Raw genomic sequence first — 24,223 nt, 5'->3', positions numbered from 1 at the left:
TGCGTACGCGTCTTCACGTTCGGGTCTTCATAGGGGCCCGGCAGTCCCGAGGTCCCTCACCGGTCTGGTGTCCTCCGTCGGCCGACGAGCCCAGCACACCGCGGTGGGGGCCCCTAGGGCGCCGGAGTCAGGGGTGGGGGAAGTCGGCGGTGCGCTCGTACGATGCGGTGGCTCGAGGCTGGTCGCTCATACGAGGGGGTCAACAGTGGCGGACCAGGTGGTGGCGGACGGCGCGCTTCTCGGCTACGTCCGGGAGATGTCCCTGCGGGAGGATCCGGTGCTGGCCGGGCTCCGGGCCGAGACGGCGCAGTTGCCCGGCGGCACGGCGTTGCAGGTGATGGCCGAGGAGGGCCAGCTGCTGGGGCTGCTGGCGAAGCTGACGGGTGCCCGTACGGTACTGGAGGTCGGCACCTACACCGGTTACAGCACGCTCTGCCTGGCGCGGGCGTTGCCTGCCGACGGCCGGGTGCTCACCTGCGACGTCACCGACCGGTGGCCGCGGATCGGGCGGCCCTACTGGGAGCGGGCGCGGGTCGCCGACAGGATCGACCTGCTGGTCGGCGACGCGGGGGCGACACTGGGCCGGCTGCTCGACGAGCGCGGGGCGGGCTGGGTGGACATGGCGTTCATCGACGCCGACAAGGCGAACTACCCGCGCTACTACGAGGACTGCGTGGCGCTGGTGCGCCCGGGCGGGCTCATCGCGGTGGACAACACGCTCTTCTTCGGCCGGGTGATCGACCCGGAGGCCCGCGACGCGGACACCGAGGCGATCCGCAAGCTCAACGAGATGCTCCGGGACGACCAGCGCGTCGACCTGTCCCTGCTGCCGGTGGCGGACGGTCTCACGCTGGCCCGCAAGCGCTGAGCGGGGACGCGGAGGCGGCGGCCGCACGGCGAGGTCCGCCGCGGCCTGCCGCGCGGACCAGGTGCGGCCCGACACGCGGGGAGCGTGTCGGGCCGCGGCGTGCGAACGGGCGGGACGGGTCTCAGCCGATCGGTTCGGCATCCTCGACGGTCGATGCGGTCGATGCGGTCGATGCGGTCGATGCCGTCGTGGCCGTCGTGGCCGTCGTGGCCGTCGAGGTCGCGGGGGTCGCGGAGGGCGCCGCGTGTTCCTTGGTCAGGTCGGGTCCCGCCAGGTCGATGGCGGCCGGCGGGGCATGGCGTCCGGGTACCAGGTGCAGCCGCTGGAGGTCCTCCTGGCCGGGTTCGTCCAAGGCGTCCAGACATGCGCAGGCGACGTTCTCGTACCCGGCGAAGCGGTAGGCGATCTCCATCATCCGGTTCCGGTCGGTGCGCCGGAAGTCGGCGACCAGGTGGACTCCGGCCCGTGCGGCCTGGTCGCTCAGCCAGTTGAGCAGGGCCGCGCCGGCGCCGAAGCCGACCACCCGGCAGGAGGTGGCGAGCAGCTTCAGGTGCCAGGCCCCCGGGTGCAGCCGGAGCAGCAGGACACCGACCGCCCCGTGCGGGCCGAACCGGTCCGACATGGTGGCGGTGAGCACTTCGTGCCGCGGGTCGTCCAGATAGGCGCGCAGCACCTCGTCGGGGTAGTGGATCCCGGTGGCGTTCATCTGGCTGGTGCGGAGGGTGAGTTCCTCGACGCGGGAGAGCATCTCGTCATCGGCCCGGTCGATGCGCAGCACCAGTTCCAGCGACCGCAGGAACTCCTCGTCGGGGCCGTTGAAGTCGGCCTTCTCCTGCTCCCGCTGGAAGCCGGCCTGGTACATCTCGCGGCGGCGCCGGGAGTCCACGGTGACGGTGGCGGGGCTGAACTCCTCCCGCTCCGTCAGCCGCAGCACCTCCTCCGCCGGATAGCAGCGCACCTGCGGCAGGTGGTACACGACCTCCGCGCGCTCGGCGGGCTGGTCGTCGACGAAGGCGAGCGTGGACTCGGCGAAGTTGAGCCGCTCACCGATCTCCCGTACCGAGTCGGACTTCACGCCCCAGTTGATCCGGGGCAGCACGAAGTACTCGGCCACCCCGAGCTCCTCCAGCCGCTGCCAGGCCGGCGCGAAGTCGTTCTTGCTGGCGATGGACTGCAGGATGCCGCGCGAGTCCAGGGTGCGGATCACCTCGAGGACCTCCGGGGCGATCCGGACCTCCCCGTCCTCGGACAGCGTGCCGTCCCACAGCGTGTTGTCCAGGTCCCAGACCAGGCACTTCACCGTGGGTTTCGGGTCGGACATCGGGTCTCCCGTCCGGTCAGCGCGTCATGGCGAGCGCGTGTTCGGCCAGCAGCAAACGGCTGATCTCGTTGCTGCCCTCGATGATCTCCATCAGCTTGGCGTCCCGGTGCGCACGGGCCACCACATGACCGTCCACGGTGCCGGCCGAAGCCAGGATCTGGACGGCCAGGGAGGAGCCGGCCGCGGCACCGGTGGCGCCGACGTGCTTGGCGAGCACCGCCGCCGTCGCCAGGTCCGGCTGCCGGGTGTCCCACAGGCGGCTGGCGTGCTCGCAGGCCCGGGTGGCGTTCCGCTCCGCCACCAGCAGGTCCGCGAGATGGCCGGCCACCAGCTGGTGCGCGGCCAGCGGCTGCCCGAACTGCTTGCGCGAGGAGGCGTGGTCGGCGGCCGCCCGGAGGCAGGCCCGGAGGATTCCGACGCAGCCCCAGGCGACGGACAGCCGGCCGTAGGTGAGCGCCGTGGTCACCAGCATCGGCAGCGAGTACGCGCCGCCGCCGAGGAGCGCGTCGGGTCCCAACCGTACGGAGTCCAGCGTCACATGGGCGTGCCCGGCGGCCCGGCAGCCCAACGGGTCGGGGATCACGTCCACCCGGACGCCGGGCGCGGTGCGGGGCACCACGACCACCGCGGCGGTCTCCTCACGGGCGTCGTCGTCTCCGTCGGCGGCGTCCTCGAAGCGGCCGAAGACCACCAGCCGGTCGGCGTAGCGGGCGGCGGTGATCCACTTCTTGGTGCCGTCCACGACCAGGTCCTCGCCGTCGCGGCGGATCCGGGTGGTCATGGCGGACAGGTCGCTGCCGGCCTCCGGCTCGCTGAACGCCACCGCGGCCAGCTCACCGGAGGTGAGCGCACCCAGATGGTCACGCCGCTGGGCGGCGTCCCCGAGCCGGGAGACGGTCCAGGCGGCCATGCCCTGCGAGGTCTGGACGCTGCGCAGGGAACTGCACAACGCGCCGGTGTGCGCGGTGAGTTCGCCGTTGGCGGCGCTGTCCAGGCCGAGTCCGCCGTAGGTCTGCGGGACCTGGGCGCACAGCAGTCCGCGAGAGCCCAGGTCCCGCAGGAGCTCCTCGGGCAGCACCCCGGCCAGGTCCCAGGCCTCCGCCCGGTCCGCCACCAGCTCGCTCAGCACCGTGCGCCCGGTGGCGAGCGACGGCGCGGAAAGGTCAGTCACGGTCGCCCGACCCGCCCGCTCCCGCGAGGCGCATCGTCAGCGCGACCAGCCGCTCGACGGTGCGGAAGTGCTGTATCCGCAGGTCGGGCCCGGCGATCTCGATGCCATAGGTGGTCTCCAGGTGGACCACCAGCTCCATCGCGAACAGGGAGGTCACCGGACCGTCGGCGAAGATGTCCTGGTCGGGGGCGATCTTCTGCTTGGTCCTGGTCTCCAGGAAGGAGAGCAGCCCGGAGCGGACCTCCTCCTCCCGCAGCGTCGGCGCCGTCCCAGCAGACCCGTTGGTGGTCACGAGATTCCTTCTCCGTAGTCGTAGAAACCTCGCCCGGACTTGCGGCCGAGGTCACCTGCGCGCACCTTCTCGCGCAGGAGCGCGCACGGACGACTGCGTTCGTCGCCGGTGCGCTCGTGGAGGGCGTCGAGGGCGTCGACCAGGTTGTCGATGCCGATCAGGTCGGCGGTCCGCAACGGACCGGTGGGGTGGCCCAGGCAGCCCTCCATCAGGCGGTCGACGTCCGCGACGCGGGCGGTGCCCTCCTCGACGAGGCGCGCGGCGTCGTTGATCATCGGGTGCAGCAGCCGGCTGGTGACGAAGCCGGGGCTGTCGGCCACCACCACGGACTGCCGTCGAACCTGGGAGAGCAGCCCCAGGGTGGCGGCCAGTGCCGCCTCCCCGGTCCGCGGGCCGCGCACCACCTCGACCATGGTGATGAGGTAGGTCGGGTTCATGAAGTGGGTGCCGAGCAGGTCCTCGGGGCGGGCGACGGCCTCGGCCAGCTCGTCGATGGGAATGCCCGAGGTGTTGGAGATCAGGGGCGTCCCCGGACGCATCAGCGCCGACACCTCGCCCAGGACCTTGGCCTTGAGCGCGGCGTTCTCGGTGATCGCCTCGATGACGGCGTCCGCCTCCGCCACCGCCTCGGGGGTCACCTCGGTGACCAGCTCGCCGGGGCTGCGGTCCTCGGGCAGCGCGCCCATCATCCGGGCGTGCCGCAGCTGGAGGCGGACGGCCGTACCGGCCCGTTCGAGGATCGCCCGGTCGACGTCGACCAGGGTGACGCGGAGCCCGGAACCCAGCGCGAGGGCGGTGATCCCGGTGCCCATCACCCCGGCACCCAGGACGACGATTCCTCGAGCCTGCTGATCGGTGGACAAGGAACCTCCAGGAACGGCACTGAGCTGGTGAACGCGACGGACCCGGCGGGTGAGGGACACGGGACGGCCGCACGCCGCGCCGGAGGGCGGGCCGGGCCGCCGCACCGCCCGGTGTCGCCGGTCACGCCTCCGGGAGGGAGGCGGGCGGCCCCCTCGGGAACCGTCCGCGGGCGGACCGGCCAGGTGCGTCCACCCGCGTGACAGATGCTGAATCTGCCAGCGGCCCCGGGGGCGGACAACCCCTAACGTCCGGTGCGGGCGGGCGTCGGTCCCGGGCCGGCGGTCCGCCCGCCCGGGCGCCTGCCGACGCCGTCCGAACGCCCGGTGCACTGCCGCGCGGAGACCGCCGTCCGCGGGGCGGCCCACGGCGTACCCCTACGGAGCACGAGCGCCCCGCCCACCCACGCGGAGGCGGCGGCGCCCGGCACCAACCAGGGGTGGGGCCGGCCCGGCTAGGGGTGGGGAGGCGGCGCCGGGCGCTCGTATGGTGGCGCTCGCCGAAGAGCAACAACACAACGGGCAGGGCTGTGAGCGTTCCCGTGAGGCGCGACCGGGGCGGCCGTACTGGCCGCCGGGTCCCCCGAGGTCCCAGGCCGTGGACGACGGCCGGCCGTGTCCGTGCGCGGAGCATCCGTGCGTGGGCGCAGCGGGCCGTGACCGCTGGAGGGGGAGCCCGGTCGGCGCCCCGGGCGGCCACGCGACTGCATAACGTGGGGGTTCAGGTGAGCACGTCCGAGGACCGGCTGGTCGAAGCTTTGCGCGCGTCACTCAAGGAGGCCGACCGGCTGCGTGAGCAGAACCGCAAGCTCACCGAGGACAACCGGGATCCGATCGCGATCGTCGGCATGGCCTGCCGCTTCCCCGGCGGCATCGGTTCCCCCGAGGACCTGTGGCGCCTGCTGGAGGCCGGCGAGGACGTCATCGGGCCGTTCCCCACCGACCGCGGTTGGGACCTCGAGCGGCTCTACGACCCGACCGGTGAGCGGCCGGGTTCGACGTACGTACGCGACGGCGGGTTCCTCCACGACGCGGCGGACTTCGACGCCGACTTCTTCGGCATCAGCCCCCGGGACGCCCTGCTGATGGACCCGCAGCAGCGCCTGCTGCTGGAGATCACCTGGGAGGTCCTGGAGCGGGCCGGCATTCCGCCGCGGTCCGTGAAGGGCAGCCCGCTGGGCGTCTACTCGGGCGTGATGTACCACAACTACCCCGGCAGCTACGGGTCCTCGGGACCGGTCGCGGGACGGCTGTCGTACACCTTCGGGCTGGAGGGCCCCGCCGTCACGGTGGACACCGCCTGCTCCTCCTCGCTGGTCACCCTCCACCTGGCGGCGCAGGCGCTGCGGCGGCGCGAGTGCACCATGGCGCTGGCCGCCGGTGTCTCGGTGATGTCCAGCCCGCGCACCTTCGTCGAGTTCAGTCTGGACGGCAACCTCTCCCGGGACGGGCGCTGCCGCCCCTTCGCCGAGTCCGCGGACGGCACCTCCTGGTCCGAGGGCGCCGGCGTGCTGCTGCTGGAGCGGCTGTCGGACGCGCGCCGCAACGGCCACCCGGTCCTCGCCGTGCTCCGCGGCTCGGCCGTCAACCAGGACGGCGCCACCAACGGCATCGCCGCCCCCAACGGCCCGGCCCAGCAGCGGGTCATCCGGCAGGCGCTCGCCGACGCCGGCCTGACGCCCGCCCAGATCGACGTGGTGGAGGCCCACGGCTCCTCCACCGAACTCGGCGACCCGATCGAGGCCGACGCGCTGCTGGCCGCCTACGGCAAGCACCGGCCGGCCGACCACCCGCAGTGGCTCGGCTCGGTCAAGTCCAACCTCGGCCACACCCAGGGCGCCGCCGGCGTGGCCGGGGTGATGAAGATGGTGCTGGCGATGCAGCACGGGCTGCTGCCCAGGACGCTGCACGTGGACCGGCCCAGCCGCCACGTGGACTGGAGCCAGGGCGCGATCCGGCTGCTCACCGAGCCGGTGGAGTGGCGGACCGACGGCGCGCCGCGCCGCGCCGGCGTCTCCTCCTTCGGCCTCAGCGGCACCAACGCCCACGTCATCCTGGAGCAGGCACCCGAGGAGCCCGCCGCGACCGACGCGCGACCCGCCCCCGAGCGGACCGCGGGTCCGCTGCCGTGGCTGGTCTCCGGGCGCAACCCCGAGGCGCTGCGGGCCCAGGCCGGCCGGCTTCTCGACTGGCTCCGGGACCGCCCCGACACCCACCCGCTGGACATCGGCCACGCGCTGGCGACCCGGCGCTCCCCGCTGGAGCACCGCGCCGCGCTGGTCGGCGAGGACCGGGAGGAGCTGCTGGCCGCGCTGGCCGCGCTCGCCGCGGGCGAGCCGGCACCCGGCACCGAGCAGGGCGTGTCCCGCGGTGAGCCGCTGCTCGCCTACCTGTTCCCCGGCGGCGGCGCCCAGCGGCTCGGCATGGGCCGTGAACTCAGCGCAGCCCACCCGGTGTTCGCCGCCGCGTACGACGAGGTGTGCGCCGCCCTCGACGCCCACCTCGACCGTCCGCTCCGGGAAATGATCGACAACGACGAGGAGGCGCTGGACCGGGTCGGCCACGCCCAGGCCGCCCTCTTCGCCTTCGAGGTGGCGCTCTTCCGGCTGCTGGAGTCCTGGGGCATCCACCCCGGACTGCTGGCGGGCCACTCCACCGGTGAGCTCTCGGCCGCGCACGTCTCCGGCGTGCTCACGCTGCCCGACGCCGCCCGCCTGGTGGCGGCGCGCGGCCGACTGATGCAGGGGCTGCCCGCCGGCGGCTCGATGATCGCGGTCAACGCCGACGAGGAGGCCGTACGGCCGCTGCTCACCGACGGCGTCGGGGTGGCCGCGGTCAACAGCCCCGGATCGGTGGTGATCTCCGGCGTCACCGCGGAGGTGGAGGCGGTCGCCGAGACCCTCGCCGGGCGCGGCCACCGCACCAAGCGGCTGCGGGTCAGCCACGCCGCGCACTCCCCGATGATGGAGCCGATCGCCGAGGAATTCCGCGCGGTCGCCGCCGAACTGACCTTCCACGCACCCCGCATCCCGGTGGTGTCCACCGTCACCGGCCGCCTCGCGGAGGGCGACGACCTGCGCACCCCCGACTACTGGGTGCGCCACCTGTGCCAGGCCGTCCGCTTCCGGGACGCGGTGGACACGCTGCGCGCCGAGGGCGTCGACCGCTTCCTGGAGCTGGGGCCGGCCGCGGTGCTCTCCGCCATGGCACAGGAGTGCCTGGCCGACGCGCCCGACGAACCCGTGGTGCTGCCGCTGCTGCGCAAGGACCGCAGCGAGCCGCTGTCCTGCGCCGCGGCGGTGGGGCTGCTGCACACCCGCGGGGTCCCGGTGGACTGGGCCGCCTACTTCGACGCCCGCCACGCCCGGCCGGCCGCCCTGCCGACCTACGCCTTCCAGCGGGAGCGCTTCTGGCTCCAGGCCTCGGCCTCCGGCGGGGACCCGACCTCGCTCGGCCTGGACCCGGTGGACCACCCGCTGCTGGGCGCCGCCACCGTGCTCGCCGACTCCCAGGAGCTGGTGGTCACCGGCCGCCTGTCCCTGGCCACCCACCCCTGGCTGGCCGACCACGCGGTGGGCGGCGCGGTGCTGCTGCCCGGTACGGCCTTCGTGGAGCTGGCGGCCGGCGCCGGTGCCCGGGTCGGCGCCGGCCGCCTGCGCGATCTGGCGCTGCACGCCCCGATGGTCGTCCCGCCGGAGGGAGCCGTCCGGCTCCAGGTCGTGGTGGGCCCGCCCGACGGGACCGGGGCCCGCCCGCTGAGCTTCCACTCCCGCCCCGAGGGCGCGGGGGACCACCAGCCCTGGACCCAGCACGCCACCGGCGCCCTGGTGTACGGCACCGGCGTGGCCGCCTTCGACCTGGCGCAGTGGCCGCCGGCCGGCGCGGAACCGATCGACCTGGGCGGCATGTACGAGGAGCTGGCGGCTCGCGGCTCGCAGTACGGCCCGCTGTTCCGCGGGCTGCGCGCCGCCTGGCGCACCGCCGCCGGTGAGGTCCTCGCCGAGGTGAGTCTGCCGGAGAACTCCCGCGCCACCGCCGAGGACTTCGGCCTCCACCCGGCCGTCTTCGACGCCGCGCTGCACGCGGTGGGCCTGACCGGCACCGAGGAGGGCGTCACCGCCCTGCCCTACGCCTGGACGGACGTGGAGCTGCTGGCCTTCGGCGCCTCCGCGCTCCGCGTCCGCGTCCGGCCGACCGACGCGGGCGGCTCCGGTGGCGACCGCACGGTCGCGCTGGACCTCGCCGACGTCACCGGGCGGCCCGTCGCCACCGTCGGCGCGCTCACCCTGCGGGCGGTCACCGACGAGCAGCTGGCCGCGGCCACCGCCCGCACCGCCGTCGGCGACGACCTGTTCGCCGTGGACTGGGCGGAGGTGCCCCTGCCCGACGCCCCGGCCCCCTGCGTGGTGTCCGCCGACGCCCTGGAGACGCTGGACGACGTGGCCCCCGCGCCGGACGCGGTGGTGCTGCGGCTGACCGGCGGCACCGGGCCGGACGCCGTGCGGGCCGCCACAGGGCGACTGCTGGCCGTCCTGCACGACTGGTCTTCCGACGCGCGGCTGGCCACCACCTCCCTGGTGGTGCTCACCTCGGGCGCGGTCGCCCTGCCGGACACCGCCGGTGAGGGCGTCACCGACCTCGGCGCCGCCGCCGCCCTCGGCCTGGCGCGCTCCGCCCAGTCCGAGGACCCGGGCCGTATCGTCCTGGTCGACACCGACACGCCCCCGCCCGCCGACGCCCTCGCCGGCCTCCTTGCCGGTGTGCTCGCGCTCGGCGAGCCCGCCGTCGCGCTGCGCGGCGGCACCGCCGCGGTGCCCCGACTGGCGCGCGTGGCCCCGGCCCCCGACGCCGCCCCGGCCGCCTTCGATCCCGAGGGCACCGTCCTGGTCACCGGCGGCACGGGAGCGCTGGGCCGTCTGGTCGCTCGGCACCTCGCCGAACGCCACGGCGTACGGCGGCTGGTGCTGGCCGGCCGCCGTGGCCCGGCCGCCGAAGGCGCCGCCGAGCTGGTGGCCGAACTGGCCGGGCTCGGCGCCACCGCGGAGGTCGTGGCGTGCGACCTGGCCGACCGCGCCGCCGCCGAGCGGCTCCTGTCCGAGCACCCCGTACGCGCCGTGGTGCACTGCGCGGGCGTCCTGGACGACGGTGTCATCGCCTCCCTCACCCCCGAGCGCCTGGACACCGTGCTGCGTCCCAAGGCGGACGCCGCCTGGCACCTGCACGAGCTGACCGCCGCCCGGTCCGACGGCCTCACCCACTTCGTGCTCTTCTCCTCGGCCGCCGGCGTGCTGGGCGCGCCCGGCCAGGGCAACTACGCCGCGGCCAACGCCTTCCTGGACGCCCTGGCCGCGCACCGCCGAGCGGCCGGGCTGCCCGCCCAGTCGCTGGCCTGGGGCCAGTGGGCCCAGGCGGGCGGGATGGCGCCCGAGACCGCCCGTTCCGGACTGCCCGCGCTCTCCGCCCAGGAGGGGCTGGCACTGCTGGACGCGGCGCTGGCCTGCCCGCGCCCCGCGCTGGTGCCCGTCAGACTCGACCTGGCCGCGCTGCGCGCAGACGCGGGCCGGGTCAGCGACCTCTTCCGCTCCCTGGTGCCCACCGCCCGCCGGGCCGCCGCGCCCGCCGCGGGCGCGGGCACCCTGGTCGACGAGCTCGCCGCGCTCCCCGCGGACCGGCGCCGGGCCGCGTTGCTGGACCTGGTGCTCGACAAGGTGGTCCAGGTGCTCGGCCACGGTTCGAAGGACCTCATCGACGCCGAACGCCCCTTCCGCGACCTGGGGTTCGACTCACTCACCGCGGTCGAGCTCCGCAACGGACTGAGCGCGGCCACCGGGCTGCAGCTCGGCAGCACCCTCGCCTTCGACCATCCCTCGGCCGCCGCGCTCGCCGACCACCTCCTCGGGGAACTCCTGGGCGACCTGACGGAGGCCGCCCCGCAGGCCCAGGTCGTGGCCGCGGACGAGGAGCCGATCGCCGTGGTGGGCATGGCCTGCCGCTTCCCCGGGGGCGTGACCTCGCCCGACGAGCTGTGGCAGCTGGTAGACGAGGGCCGTGACGGCTCCAGCCCCTTCCCCGAGGACCGAGCCTGGGACATGGACTATTGGCGGGAGGTCTTCGAGGCCTCCGGCACCGCCCTGCGCGGCGGCTTCATGCCCCACGCCACCGAGTTCGACGCCGGCTTCTTCGGAATCGGTCCGAACGAGGCCGTCATGATGGACCCGCAGCAGCGCTCCCTGCTGGAGGTCTGCTGGGAGGCGCTGGAACGGGCGGGAGCCGACCCGCTGGCGCTCAAGGGCAGCACGACCGGTGTCTTCGTCGGGGCGATGACCACCACCTACGACCCCGGTCCGCTCAGCACCCTGGAGCACAACGGCCTCTACTTCGGCATCGGTTCGCTCACCAGCATGGTGTCCGGCCGGATCTCCTACACCTTCGGCTTCGAGGGCCCCACGCTCTCCGTGGACACCGCCTGTTCCTCCTCGCTGGTCGCGATCCACCTCGCCGCCCAGGCGCTGCGCAACGGCGACTGCGGGCTGGCGCTGGCCGGCGGCGTGTCCACCGCCTCCTCACTGGAACAGTTCGCCCGCTACGACAGCGGCACCAGTTCGGACGGCCGCTGCAAGTCCTACTCGGCCTCCGCGGACGGCGTCGGCTGGGCCGAGGGCGTGGGCGTGCTGGTGCTGGAGCGCCTCTCCGAGGCCCGCCGCAACGGCCACCGGGTGCTGGCGGTCGTCCGCGGCTCCGCCGTCAACTCCGACGGCGCCTCCAACGGCCCCACCGCCCCCCACGGCCCCTCCCAGGAGCAGGTCATCCGCCGGGCGCTCGCCGTCGCGGGCCTGGAGTACGCGGACGTGGACGCGGTCGACGGGCACGGCACCGGCACCACCCTCGGCGACCCGATCGAGGTGAACGCGCTGCTTTCCACCTACGGCCAGGACCGCCCCGAGGGCCAGCCGCTGTGGCTGGGCTCGGTGAAGTCCAACCTCGGCCACCCGCAGGCCGCCGCGGGCGTCGCCGGGGTGATCAAGATGGTGCAGGCGCTGCGCCACGGCCGGCTGCCGCAGTCCCGGTTCTCCGACGAGCCGACCCCGCACGTCGACTGGTCCCGCGGGCAGGTCGAGCTGCTGACCGAGTCGATCCCCTGGCCCGAGCGGGGCCACCCGCGCCGGGCCGGGGTCTCCTCCTTCGGCTACAGCGGCACCAACGCCCACCTCATCCTGGAGCAGGCACCGCAGGAGGAGCCCGCCGCCGAGGCCGCACCCGCGCCCGATCAGGCCACCGGAACCGGCCGGACGCCCGCCCCCTGGCTGCTGAGCGCCCGCACCGGGGAGGCCCTGCCGACCCAGGCCGCCGCCCTGCTGGCCCACCTCGAGGCCCACCCGGACCTGGCGACCGACGCGATCGGCCGGTCCCTGGCCGCCCGCCGTCCGCAGTTCGCCCACCGAGCAGCCCTGGTCGGCAAGGACCGCGGGGAACTGGTGGCGGCACTCACCGCGCTCGCCGAGGACCGCACCTCTCCGCGCCTGGTGCGGGGCGCCCCGCGCCAGGGCGGGAGCGCCGCCGGCCGGACCGTCTTCCTCTTCCCCGGCCAGGGCACCCAGCGCCCGGGCATGGGCCGGGAGCTGTACGAGAGCCAGCCCGTCTTCGCGCACGCGGTGGACGAGCTGTGCGCCCTCTTCGACGACCACCTCGACCGCCCGCTGCGCGAGGTGATGTTCGCCGACGAGGACTCGGTGCTCGCCCAGCTGCTGGACCAGACGGTGTTCACCCAGGCGGCCGTCTTCACCATGGAGGTGGCGCTCTTCCGCCTGCTGCAGGCCTGGGGCCTGCGGCCGGACCTCGTCCTCGGCCACTCCATCGGTGAGCTGGCCGCGGCCTACGTCGCCGGGGTGTTCCCGCTGCCGGACGCGGTCCGGCTGGTGGCCCACCGAGGCCGGCTCATGCAGGAGCTGCCCGAGGGTGCGATGCTCGCGGTGGACGCCGAGGAGGACCAGGTGCGCCCGCTGCTGACCGACGGGGTCAGCATCGCCGCGGTCAACGGTCCCCGCCTGGTCGTGGTGTCGGGCGAGGAGGACGAGGTCCACGAACTCGCCGCCCGCTGCAAGCAGCAGGGCCGGGGGGCGATGCGGCTGGCCGTCCGGCACGCGGCCCACTCCCCGCTGGTCGACGAGATGACCGACGAATTCCTCGACATCGCCGAGGAGCTGAGCTACGAGGCACCGGTCTACGGCTTCATCTCCACGGTCCTCGGCAGGCAGGCCGACCCCGAGGAGCTGACCGACCCCGAGTACTGGGTGGCGAACTGCCGCCGTACGGTGCGTTTCCTGGACGCCGTCCGGGCCGCCGAGGCGGCCGGGGCGGACCGCTTCGTGGAACTGGGCCCGGACAGCACCCTGTCCGGCATGGTGCGGCTGTGCCTGACCCGCGCGCCGGAGGACGTCGCCGTGGTGCCGCTGCTGCGCTACGGCGTGGCCGAGCCGCAGGGCGTCCACCTCGCGGTGGGGCAGCTGTACACGGACGGCCTCACCCTCGTTCCCGAGCGGCTGTTCGCCGGCCGGGCCGCCGGGACGGTGCCGCTGCCGCCGTACGCCTTCCACCGCAAGCGGTACTGGCCGGACGTCGACATGGGCGCGGTGCGGGACAGCGGCGGTGCCGGGACGACCGGTGCCGACGCCACCACCCACCCGCTGGTCGGCACCTCCTTGACGGTCGTCGACTCCGCGCAGGTGCGTGCCGGAAGGCTGTCGCTGACCACCCACCCGTGGCTGGCGGACCACGGCCTCGGCGACACCCCGCTCCTGCCGGGCGCCGCGTTCGTCGAACTGGCCCTGCAGGCGGGCGCCGACACCGGTTGCCACCGGATCGACGACCTGACCGTGGGGACACCGCTGGTGCTGCCGCGCCGCGGCAAGATCCAGCTCCAGGTGGTGGCCGGGGCCCCCGATGAAAGCGGCGCCCGTCCGGTGTCCGTGCACTCCCGCCCGGACGAGGAGGGGGCGCCCTGGACGCGGCACGCCACCGGGCGGCTGGTGCCCGGAGCGGCACCCGAGCCCGAGGCCCTCGCCACCTGGCCACCGACCGGCGCCGAGGAGATCGACCTGGACGGGCTGTACGAGGGCTTCGCCGAGGCCGGCCTCTCCTACGGCCCGGCCTTCCGGGCGCTGCGGGCGGCCTGGCGGGTCGGACCCGAGGTCTTCGCCGAGGTGCGCCTGGACCGGGAGACCGGCCGGCAGGCCGACCTGTTCGGGCTGCACCCCGCGGCCCTCGACGCGGCGCTGCACGCCGTGGGGTTCGCCGAGGGCGTCGACGTCGCGGGCGGACTGCCCTTCTCCTGGACCGGCGTGGACCTCTACGCGACCGGAGCGCGCAGTCTGCGCGTGCGGATCACCCCCACCGCGGGCGACACCGTCGCCCTGGTGCTGGCCGACCAGGCCGGCACCCCGGTGGCGTCGGTGGAGGGCCTGGTACTGCGGGCCGCGGACTACGGCGAGGCGGCCGCCGCCGCACCGACCGCCCCCGCGGACTCCCTCTACGGCTGGGAGTGGACCCGGGTACCCGTCGGCTCTCCGGACCCGGACCTCGGATGGGCGATCGCGGGAGAGGACACCGCGCTGGCCGGCATGGCGCTCGGCACCACCGGACTCACCGTCGAGACCCACCCCGACCTGGCGTCGCTGATCGCCTCCGGGTCCCGGCCGGGCGCGGTGGTGCTGGACCGCACCGCACCGGCGGTCGGCAGCACCACGGCCGAGGCGGTGCACACCGCCGCCGCGCGGACCCTGGCCGACCTGAAGTCCTTCCTGGCCGCCGACCACCTCGCCCACGCCACCCTGGTGGTGCTCACCCGCGGTGCCGCGGCGCCGGCCGGCGAGGCGGTGACCGACCTGGTCGGCGCCGCGCTGTGGGGGCTGCTGCGCTCGGCCCAGTCGGAACACCCGGACCGGATCGTGCTGGTGGACATCGACGACCACCCCGCCTCGCTGCGGCTGCTGCCGGCCCTGCCGGCCGGCGGCGAACCCCAGTGGGCGATCCGCGAGGGCGACGCCTACGGCGGACGCCTGGTCAAGGCACCGGCCCTCGGGGCGCCGTCGCCGGACGGCGACGGCCCGAAGACCGCCCCCGCGGCGGTCTTCGGCCCGACGGGCACCACCCTGGTCACCGGGGCCACCGGTGCGGTCGGACGGCTGCTCAGCCGCCACCTGGTGACCGGACACGGCGTACGGCGACTGCTCCTGCTCTCCCGTGGCGGCGAGGCCCCGGAGCTGGTCGAGGAGCTGACCGGCCTGGGTGCCGAGGTCACCCTGGCGGCCTGCGACGCGGCCGACCGCGAGGCGCTGGCCGCGGTGGTGCGGGACCTGCCCGCCGAACACCCGGTCACCGCGGTGGTCCACCTGGCCGCGGTGGTGGAGGACGGCACCGTCACGGGACTCACCGAGGAGGCGCTGCACGCGGTGCTGCGCCCCAAGGTGGACGCCGCGCTGGCCCTGCACGAGGTGACCGCGGGACTGCCGCTCACCGCCTTCGTGCTCTTCTCCTCCGTCGCCGGCCTCCTGGGCAACCCGGGCCAGGCCAACTACGCGGCGGCGAACACCTTCCTGGACGCGCTCGCCGCCCGGCGCCGCGCGGACGGGCTGCCGGGCCAGTCGCTCGCCTGGGGACTGTGGTCGGCGGTCGGCACCGCCACCGCGTCGGTCGGCGAGGCGGACCGCGCGCGGATGGCCCGGGAGGGGATGGCGCCGCTCACCGACGAGCAGGGCACCACGCTCTTCGACGTCGCCACCGCCCGGCCCGAGGCGCTGCTGGTGCCCATGCGCATCACCGGCGGCCGGACCGCGCCGGGGGAGTACGTACCGCACGTCTTCCGCTCCCTGGTGGCCCCGGCCCGCCGCTCGGCGGCCCGGGTGGCCGCCTCGCCGACGGACGCCGCCGCGCTGCGCCGACGCCTCGCGGGCCTCGCACCGGAACCGCTGGCGAAGGCGCTGGTCGCACTGGTGCTGGAGCACGCGGGCGCGCTCCTGGGCTACGGCGACCACGAGACCATCGAGCCGCACCGCAACTTCCTGGAGTCCGGCTTCGACTCGCTCACCGCGGTCGAGCTGCGCAACCGCCTCAACAGCGCCACCGGCCTCGCGCTGGCGCCCACCGCGGCCTTCGAGCACGGCAGTCCGGTCGGGCTCGCCGCGCACCTGGCGGACGAACTGCGCGCCGCCGAGGACGCGGGGGACACCTCCGGCACCTCCGGCGACGCGGGCGGCCCCGCCTCCGGGCAGCCGGGCGACTCCGTCCCCGAGCTCTTCCGGGAGGCCGTGCGGGCCGGCCGGGTCCAGGACGGACTGGGCCTGCTGCACTGGGTGGCCAACCTGCGGCAGACCTTCTCCTCGGCCGCCGACCTGGAACGGCCCCCGGCCGCGGTCCGGTTGACCGAGGAGACGGACCGGCCGGGCGTCATCGCCCTGTGCACCCCGGCCGCGATGGGCGGCCCCTACCAGTTCGCCCGGCTCGGGGCCTCCTTCCGGGGCGTCCGGGGTCTGTCCGCGCTGCCGATGCCGGGCTTCGGCACGGGGGAGCGGCTGCCGGCCACGGCGGACGCGGTGCTCGACGTCCTGGCGGCGTCCGTCCGCGAGGCGTCGGGGGAGGCGCCGTACGTCCTGCTCGGCTACTCCTCCTCCGGGGTGCTGGCGTACGCGCTGGCCGCCCGGCTGGAGCGGGAGGGCACACCCCCCGCCGCGGTGGTCCTGCTCGACACCTATCTGATGACCGGGACGGAGGACGGCGACGGCGACGGCGGCGGGCAGGACGCCGCGCAGTCCGGCTTCGCCGCCGACGTGGCGATCGGCGCCCTCACCAGGGAGGACTGGTACGGCCGGACCGGCACCCGGGACTCCCTGACGGCGATGGCCCGCTACATGACCCTGCTGCCGGAGTTCTCCACGGCCGAGATCAGCACGCCCACCCTGCTGGTGCGGGTGACCGACCGCTACACCGTGGACGCCTCGGAGACCACCGCCGAGCCCCGCGACACCTCGGCGGAGGACGGCTGGCAGACCACCTGGACCCGGGCCACCGCCGTGGAGACCGTGCCGGGCGACCACTTCAGCATGGTCGAGGGCGACGCCGCGACGACGGCGGCCGCCGTGGAGAGGTGGCTGAACACGCTGAGCTGACCACCGCCACCGCGCCGGTCGGGCCGGCACCGCTCCGCCCGGTGGCCTCCCCTCCCTCCGCCCCGACCCCTGGAGCCGTCCATGCGCGTCCTCGTCACCGCCGCCCTGCCGTCCCTCCTGCACCCGCTGGTTCCGCTCGCCTGGGCGCTGCGGACCGCCGGGCACGAGGTACGCGTGGTGGGGCGGCCGGAGGTCGCCCGGGCGGCGCGCACCGCCGGCCTGGTCGGGGTGGAGGCCGGTGACGAACTGACCGGCGCCCCCTGGACGGCTCCCGGGGCGGCCGAGGCCGCGGCCGCCGACCCGGTGGTGTGGACGGCCGGTGAGCCGGCCCGGGCGGCACGCGTGCTCGCCGCGCACCTTCCGCTCCTCGACCACCTCACCGACGACGGCGTGCTGGAGGGGGTGGTGACGGCCGCCCGCGACTGGCGGCCGGAGCTGGTGCTCTGGGACGCCCACGCCCTCGGCGGTCCGGTCGCGGCGCGCGCGGTGGGCGCGGCCCAGGTACGGGTGCTGTCCGGGCCGGACCACTGGGGCCGGCTGGTGGGCTCCGCCGTCGGAGGGGCGGAGGACGGCCCCGACCCGCTCTCCGCGCACCTGACGGCCCGCGCGGACCGGCACGGGGTGGCCTGCGGCACGGGACGGCCGGTGCTCGGGGACGCCACCGTCGACCCGCTGCCCGGCTGCCTGCAACACACACAAGGACTGGACCACCGCCCGGTCCGTCCGGTGCCCTACGACGGTCCGGCGGTCTTCCCCGCCTGGCTCCGCAAGGAACCCCGGCGCCCCCGCCTGCTGGTCACCCTGGGCGAGCCGGGACTGCCCGCCGCACCGGCGGCGGCCGGGGACCCGGGGCCGGGCGTCACCGTCGCCGACGTCTTCGCCGCGGTGGACGCGCTCGACGTCGAGGTGGTGGCCACCATGGACACCGGCCGCATCCCACCCGGCACCAGGATCCCGCACCAGGTACGCCTGCTGGACCGGCTGCCGGCGCACCTCCCGCTGCCGTACTGCGCCGCCGTGGTGCACGACGGCGCCCCGGAGACACTGGTCACCGCCGCGCTCAGCGGCGTCCCGCAGCTCGCAATCCCCGGGCCCCGCTGGGGCACCGCCGGGGTGATCGACGCCGTCGAGCGCGCCGGCGCGGGGCTGGCCGCCGACCCCGCGGCGCTCGGGGACCAGCTGACCCGGCTGCTGGAGGACCCCCGGCTGCGGTCCGGCGCCGCCCGGTTGAAGGAGGAGACGGCGGCCGGACCGAGCCCCCGTGAACTCGTGCCGGGCCTGGAGGAACTGGCGGCGGGGGCGGCGGGCCGGTCGGCGGACCCGTCCACGCCGCGGCCGACCACCGTCACGAAAGGCGTCCGCGCGGCATGACCCGACACCAGATCGACCCCCGGCAGTTCTCCGACTCCGACCTCGCCCGGCACCTGCTGACCGTCCGCGGGGTCCAGTGGATGAACGGCGACCGCGGCGCCCCCCTCGCCCTCCTGCTGCGCGACCACGGCGTCGACCCGCACACGCTGCACGCCACGCTGCGCGGCACCCCGGTACTGCGGCAGACCGACCTCGACGTGTGGGTCACCGCCTGCCACGAGCCGGCCGCCGCGCTCCTCGCCGACCCCCGCCTCACCAGCCAAGACACCGCACTGGGACGCCGCCGCCGGCGGGTGTACTCGCTGGGCGCGGGGGCGACGGTCAAGTACGTCCTCACCGTCGACGACACCGCCCTCGCGGCGGACCACGCCGACAGCGCCCGGTCGGCGGAGCTGACCCGCGACTGGCTGAGCGGCCCCGCCGTGGAGCGCCACCGGGCCCGGACCGCCGCTGCGTTCACCGGCCTGGCACTGCCCGACGGCGAGCGGGACGCCTTCGACCTGCTGACCGACTTCGTCCGGCCCGGCACGGTCGCCGCGCTGGCCGGACTGCTCGGGCTGCCGCCCGGATCGGTGGAGCGCTACGCCGCGCTGCTGCCGGCCACCACCCACGTCCTGGACTCCCTGCTGTGCCCGCCCACCCTCGCCGCCGGACGCGCGCTGGTGGAGGGGTACGACGGGATCGCGGCGCTGGTGGACCAGGCCCTGGCCGCGCCGCCGGAACTGCCGGACGGGGCGCTCGCGGGCCTGCTGCGCGCCGCGGGTGGGGACACTGCCCCGGTGCGGTCGGTCGCGCTGCTGACCCTGGTGGTCGGTGCCCGGCTCGCGACCGGCCTGGCCTGCAGCACGGTCGCCGCGCTGCTCGCCCACCCCGACGAGTGGGACGCCGTGCGGCGGGAGCCCGCACGGGCCGAGGCCGCGGTGGCCGAGACCCTGCGCTACGACCCGCCGGTGCGCGTCGTCGGCCGGATCGCCGGCGAGGCCATGGAGATCGCCGGGCTGCCGATCGCCGCGGGCGACCTGGTGACGGTGCTGGTGGACGCCGCCCAGCGGGACCCGGCGGCCCACCCGGAACCCGACCGGTTCCTGCCCGGACGCACCGCGGGCGCCGCGCCGCTGGTCTTCGCCGACCCCCGCATCTCCCTGCTGGAACCGGTGGTGCGGCTGGTGGCGACGGAGGCGGTCCGCGTCCTGGTCGCGCGCCGTCCCCGGCTGACCCCGGCCGGCGAACCCGTCCGCCACATCCGGGTGCCGGTCACCGGGGCGGTGGCGCGCTTCCCGGTCCGTACCGCCGGGCGCACGGCCGCGACGCAGGACGGGGCGGTCGCCGCGCCGCGCTGAGCCAGGACCGTCCGTATCTCGAGGCAGGGTGGAAAATTGCGCGTTCTCTTCACGGTGTTCGCCTCCCGGGCCCACACCTACAACCTGGTGCCGCTCGCCTGGGCGCTGCGCGCCGCGGGCCACGAGGTGTGCGTCGCCACGCACCCCGACACCCTGGAGACGGTCACGGCCACCGGGCTGCCCGTGGTCGCCGTCGGGGAGCGGCTCGGCATGGGCAGCACCTCGCAGGCCAAGGGCTCCTCCAACCACGAGGTGCTCAGCCGTGGTCTGAGCGCCCCCTACGAGGAGCAGCGCGAGGGAGGGTGGGACCACGCCCTGGCGGAACTCACCATGGCCTGCGGCGTGCGCTACGAGTACCTCGCCGACCAGTCCTACCTCGACGACCTGGTGCGCTTCTGCGACTTCTGGCGACCGGACCTGGTGATCTGGGACGCGCTCACCTTCGCCGGGGCGATCGCCGCCCGCTCCTGCGGGGCCGCGCACGCCCGGATGCTCTTCGGTCTCGACCTGATCAACCGCCTCTACCAGGACTACCGCGCGCTCCGGGCGGAGCAGCCGCCCGAGCGGCGGGACGATCCGCTGGGCGACTGGCTCACCGGTCGTCTGGACCGTATCGGCACGCGCTTCACTCCGGAACTCGAGGAGGAGCTGGTCACCGGGCAGTGGACCATCGACCCGCTGCCGCCGTGGATCCGGCTGCCCACCGCTCTGCACCACGTACCGGTGCGCTACGTCCCCTACAACGGTCCGACCGGGGTGCCGGACTGGCTCGCCGAGCCGCCCGCGCGGCGCCGGGTCTGCCTCACCCTGGGCCTGTCGATGCGGGAGGACGTCGGTGACGCCACGGTCTCCGCCGGCCACCTGCTGGGCGCCTTCGAGGGCCTGGACGTGGAGCTGGTGGCCACCCTGGACGCCTCCCAGGTCGGCTCCGTCACCGTGCCGGAGAACGTCCGGCTGGTCGATTTCGTCCCGCTGAACGAGCTGCTGCCCACTTGCTCCGCCGTGGTCCACCAGGCCGGGCTGGGCACCCACGGCAACGTGATGGTGCACGGCGTTCCCGAGGTGATCGTCGCCGACCCGTTCTGGGACGAGCTGGAACGCGGCCGGATGAGCGAGCGGCACGGTACGGGCGTCTGCCTGGCCCCGGGCGACCTCACCCCCGAACGGCTGCGGGAGGCCGTCCTGCGGGTCCTGGACGATCCCTCCTACCGGCACGCGGCCGCCGAGGTGCGGCGGAAGCTGTCCGAGGTGCCCGCACCGGCCGAGGTGGTCCCGGTGCTGGAGGAGCTCACCGCCCGCCACCGGCGGGGATGAGCGTCGGTGCGCCCGCCGTCACCGGGGGGCGCACCGGCCGCTCAGTTGCCGGCGGCCGCGACCGCGGCGGTCACCGCCTCACCGTGGTCGACGATCTCCCGGATCAGCGCGCACACCCGGTCCACCTCGGCGGAGCCGACCGCGTTGCCGGTGGGCAGCATCACCACCCGGGAACCCAGCGCCTCGGTGCGGGGCAGCGGCAGCGGGGCGTGCCGCCGCGGCGCCCGCACATAGGGCTCGGTGCGGTGGCAGCCGGGGTCGAAGTGGGTGCGCACCAGTACGTTGTCCGCGGTCAGGGCCGCGGCCAGGGCGTCCCGCCCCACCCCTGCCGCCCGCTCGTCGACCTCGACGACCACGTACTGGTGATTGATCGTGTTCTCCGGCAGGGGCTCGCGCAGGACGACGCCGGGCACGTCGGCCAGACCCTCGGCGTAGCGGTTGTGGTGGCCCCGGTTGACGTCGATCAGATGGGACATGTTCTCCAGCGAGGTGATGCCCATCGCGGCGGCCACCTCGGTCATCTTGGCGTTGGTGCCGAGGGAGGAGACCACCGAGCCCTCACCTCGCCCGTAGTTGTGGATCGCCCGGACGCGCTCGGCCAGTTCCTCGTCGTCGGTGACGACCGCGCCGCCCTCGAAGGAGTTGATGAACTTCGTGGCGTGGAAGCTGAAGACCTCCGCGTCGCCGAAGCTCCCCACCGGGCGGCCGTACCGGCTGCTGCCGATCGCGTGGGCGCTGTCGTAGAAGAGCCGGAGCCCGTGTTCGTCGGCGAGCGCGGCGAGGTCCTCCGTCGGCGCCGGGTGGCCCCACAGGTGGACGCCCATGATCCCGGTGGTGCGCTCGGTGATCAGCCGGCGGGCGTGCGCCGGATCGAGGTTGCCGGTCTTCTCGTCGATGTCGCAGAAGACGGGGGTGACCCCTTCCCACTGCAGGGTGTGCGCGGTGGCGATGAAGGTGAACGACGGCAGGACCACCTCGCCGCGCAGCCCCGCGGCGCGGATCAGCACCTGCAGCGCGACGGAGGCATTGCACATGGCCACGCAGTGCTTCACCCCGGCGGCGGCCGCGATGTCCCGCTCGAACTGCTTGACCAGCGGACCGAAGGCGGTCAGCCACCGGCGGTCGAGGGCCTGCTGGATGCGTGCCATGGTGCGCCGCTCGTCGGGCACGTTGGGGCGCCCGATGTGCAGCGGTTCGTCGAAGGACGGGGTGCCGCCCAGGACAGCCAGTTCAGCGGGCACCGGCGCCTCCCCGCTCGGCGGCGAAGGAGCGGATGGACTCCACGACGTAGTCGGTCATCTCCGGGGTGATCCCCGGGTAGACGCCGATCCAGAAGGTGCGCTCGGTGACGATGTCGGAGTTGGTCAGCTCGCCGGAGACCCGGAACGGATGCTCCCGGTAGGCCGGGTGGCGGGTGAGGTTGCCGGCGAACAGCAGCCGGGTGCCGATCCGCCGCGACTCCAGGAACTGGACCAGGTCCGCCCGCCGGAACGGCGCGTCCTCGGTGAGGGTGATCACGAAGCCGAACCAGCTCGGGTCGCTGTCCGGGGCCGGCGAGGGCAGCCGCAGCCACGGCACTCCGTCCAGCCCCTCCCGCAGCCGCTGCCAGTTGGCGCGGCGTGCGGCACCGAAGTCGTCCAGCTTGGCCAGCTGGGTGAGGGCCAGCGCCGCCTGCACGTCGGTCGCCTTCAGGTTGTAACCGATGTGGGAGAAGATGTACTTGTGGTCGTAGCCGTGGGGCAGCGTGCCCATCTGGTAGGAGAAGCGCTTGCGGCAGGTGTCGTTCTCGCCCGGCTCGCACCAGCAGTCCCGGCCCCAGTCCCGCAGCGACTCCACCACCCGGGCGAGCGCCAGGTTGTCGGTCAGCACGCAGCCGCCCTCGCCCGCGGTGATGTGGTGCGCGGGGTAGAAGCTGACGGTGCTCAGGTCGCCGAAGCCGCCGGTGAGCCTGCCGTGGTGGTAGGTGCCCACCGCGTCACAGTTGTCCTCGACGAAGAACAGCCCGCGCTCCTGGGCGAGTTCGGCGATGTCCCGGGCGGGGAAGGGGTTGCCCAGCGCATGCGCGATCATGATGGCCCGGGTCCGCGGTCCGATGGCCTCGGCCACCCGCTCGACCGTGGTGTTGTACGTGTCCAGGTCGATGTCGACGAAGACCGGTGCGAGGTGGTTCTGCACGATCGGGTTGACCGTGGTCGGGAAGCCGGCGGCGACCGTCACCACCTCGTCGCCGGGTCTGAGCCGCTGGTCGCCCAGCTCGGGGGCGCAGAGGGCGGAGAGCGCCAGCAGGTTGGCGGAGGAGCCGGAGTTGGTGAGATGCGCCTTGCGCAGCCCCAGCTTCCGGGCGAAGAGCCTCTCGAACTTCCGGGAGGAGACGCCGGCGGCGATCCGCATGCTCAGCGCCGCCTCCACCAGCGCCACCCGGTCGTCCTCGTCCAGCACGGCGCCGGAGGGCAGGATCGGGGTCACCCCCGGCTCGAACGCGGTGTGGCCGCCGATCTCCCGGTCGTACTTGCGCACCATCTCCAGGATCGCGGTCCTGGTCTCGGTGGCGTCTGCCGTCATCTCTGCTCCCGTCATCGGTGGGCCGTCCGTCGTACGGCGTCCATGAGCGCCGCACCCCGTACGGCGGCCGCCAGATGCGTGTCGAGGCCCCCGCCCGCGCGGACGGCCGCGGCGAAGTGCTCGAGGCTGCTGCGGAACTGGTGGGCGGCGGGCAGGGTGAGTTCCTCGACCCGGTTCTGCCGCTCGACGCGGACCACCGGCTGCCAGCTCTCCGGCGGGGTGAACGCCCGTTCCAGCACCAGTCGCCCCTTGCTCCCCCACAACTCGTAACTGGACCGGTAGCCGTGGTCGAAGCCGAAGACCAGATGCGCGGTCACGCCGCGGGCGTCGCGCAGCAGCACGTCGCCGCGCACCTCCACCCCACGGTCCGGGTCCACCGGCAGATCGGCGCCGAGCACCTCCAGCGGCTCGGTGAGCAGCAGCATCGCGGCCTGCAGCGGGTAGTAGCCGGCGTCCAGCAGCGCACCGCCGCCCAGATCGGCGCGGTAGCGCACGTCCTCGGCGGGCAGCGGGGGGAAGGCCATCGTGGCGTGCATCACCCGCAGCGCGCCGATGGCGTCCTCCTCGACCAGCTGCCGCACGGTCTCGTGCTGCGGATGGTGGGCGAACATCCGGTTCTCCGTCAGGCAGAGCCCGCGCTCGGCGGCCAGCGCGGCCAGCTCGGCGGCCTCCGCGTGCGAGGCGGTCAGCGGCTTCTCGGCCAGTACGTGCTTGCCCGCGCGCAGCGCCCGGGCGCACCAGTGCGCGTGCAGGCCGGTGGGCAGCGGCACGTACACCGCCTCCACGTCCGGCCGCGCCAGCAGCTCGTCGTAGCCGGTGACCGCCGCGCCGCCGAACCGCCGGGCGAACCGCTCCGCCGTGGCGGTGTCCCGGCTGGCCACCGCGACGAGGTCGACGTGCTCGGAGGCGAGTACCGCCGGCAGGGTGCGCCGCCAGGCGATCGACGCGCAGCCCAGGACCCCG

At 75.0% G+C, this 24,223-nt stretch carries 11 protein-coding genes and 1 pseudogene; 5 read left to right on the top strand and 7 right to left on the bottom strand.

The window, feature by feature from the left end:
• Positions 1–205 precede the first annotated feature (205 nt).
• A complete protein-coding gene (locus tag RM812_RS11405; RefSeq protein ID WP_311572343.1) occupies positions 206–868 on the top strand; it encodes an O-methyltransferase in 663 nt (220 codons plus the stop codon).
• 121 nt (positions 869–989) lie between these two features.
• Here RM812_RS11405 and RM812_RS11400 read toward each other — a convergent pair whose 3' ends face one another.
• The 4 genes from RM812_RS11400 to RM812_RS11385 are packed head-to-tail and all read right to left on the bottom strand — an operon-like array spanning position 990 to position 4,515.
• Positions 990–2,189 carry an HAD-IIIC family phosphatase gene (locus RM812_RS11400; RefSeq protein ID WP_311572342.1) on the bottom strand — a complete coding sequence of 400 codons (1,200 nt, stop codon included), beginning with the start codon at positions 2,187–2,189 and terminating at the stop codon, positions 990–992.
• A gap of 16 nt (positions 2,190–2,205) precedes the next feature.
• Positions 2,206–3,360: an acyl-CoA dehydrogenase family protein gene (locus RM812_RS11395; RefSeq protein ID WP_394816442.1), complete on the bottom strand. Its 1,155-nt coding sequence runs from the start codon at positions 3,358–3,360 to the stop codon at positions 2,206–2,208.
• A complete protein-coding gene (locus RM812_RS11390; RefSeq protein ID WP_311572341.1) occupies positions 3,353–3,652 on the bottom strand; it encodes an acyl carrier protein in 300 nt (99 codons plus the stop codon). The genes RM812_RS11395 and RM812_RS11390 overlap by 8 nt, the downstream gene beginning before the upstream one ends.
• The gene (locus RM812_RS11385) at positions 3,649–4,515 is read right to left on the bottom strand and encodes a 3-hydroxyacyl-CoA dehydrogenase family protein (protein WP_311572340.1); all 867 of its coding nucleotides are present in this window, start codon (positions 4,513–4,515) and stop codon (positions 3,649–3,651) included. The genes RM812_RS11390 and RM812_RS11385 overlap by 4 nt, the downstream gene beginning before the upstream one ends.
• A 749-nt stretch (positions 4,516–5,264) precedes the next feature.
• On the opposite strand from RM812_RS11385, the pseudogene RM812_RS11380 reads away from it, so the two are divergent.
• From RM812_RS11380 to RM812_RS11365, 4 genes and pseudogenes are all read left to right on the top strand, one after another.
• A pseudogene (locus tag RM812_RS11380) lies at positions 5,265–16,673 on the top strand (type I polyketide synthase); the annotation flags it as partial.
• 81 nt (positions 16,674–16,754) lie between these two features.
• On the top strand, positions 16,755–18,044 hold the full coding sequence (locus RM812_RS11375; RefSeq protein ID WP_311572338.1) for a nucleotide disphospho-sugar-binding domain-containing protein: 1,290 nt from the start codon (positions 16,755–16,757) through the stop codon (positions 18,042–18,044).
• A complete protein-coding gene (locus RM812_RS11370; protein ID WP_311572337.1) occupies positions 18,041–19,384 on the top strand; it encodes a cytochrome P450 family protein in 1,344 nt (447 codons plus the stop codon). Before RM812_RS11375 ends, RM812_RS11370 begins: the two co-directional genes overlap by 4 nt.
• Positions 19,385–19,420: 36 nt before the next feature.
• Entirely contained in the window at positions 19,421–20,698 is a 1,278-nt protein-coding gene (locus RM812_RS11365; RefSeq protein WP_311572336.1) for an activator-dependent family glycosyltransferase, read from the top strand.
• Between the two features lie 41 nt (positions 20,699–20,739).
• Here RM812_RS11365 and RM812_RS11360 read toward each other — a convergent pair whose 3' ends face one another.
• From RM812_RS11360 to RM812_RS11350, 3 genes are read right to left on the bottom strand one after another with little or no spacing between them, the layout of a single operon-like run.
• A complete protein-coding gene (locus RM812_RS11360; RefSeq protein WP_311572335.1) occupies positions 20,740–21,939 on the bottom strand; it encodes an aminotransferase class I/II-fold pyridoxal phosphate-dependent enzyme in 1,200 nt (399 codons plus the stop codon).
• The gene (gene rfbH / locus RM812_RS11355; RefSeq protein WP_311572334.1) at positions 21,929–23,260 is read right to left on the bottom strand and encodes a lipopolysaccharide biosynthesis protein RfbH; all 1,332 of its coding nucleotides are present in this window, start codon (positions 23,258–23,260) and stop codon (positions 21,929–21,931) included. The genes RM812_RS11360 and rfbH overlap by 11 nt, the downstream gene beginning before the upstream one ends.
• Positions 23,261–23,271: 11 nt before the next feature.
• Positions 23,272–24,216: a Gfo/Idh/MocA family protein gene (locus RM812_RS11350; protein ID WP_311572529.1), complete on the bottom strand. Its 945-nt coding sequence runs from the start codon at positions 24,214–24,216 to the stop codon at positions 23,272–23,274.
• Positions 24,217–24,223: the final 7 nt, after the last annotated feature.

This window comes from Streptomyces lancefieldiae (assembly GCF_031845825.1).
GTDB lineage: Bacteria > Actinomycetota > Actinomycetes > Streptomycetales > Streptomycetaceae > Streptomyces > Streptomyces lancefieldiae.
Note: the sequence above shows the minus strand (reverse complement) of the source record. Positions and strands in the feature narration are given on the sequence as shown.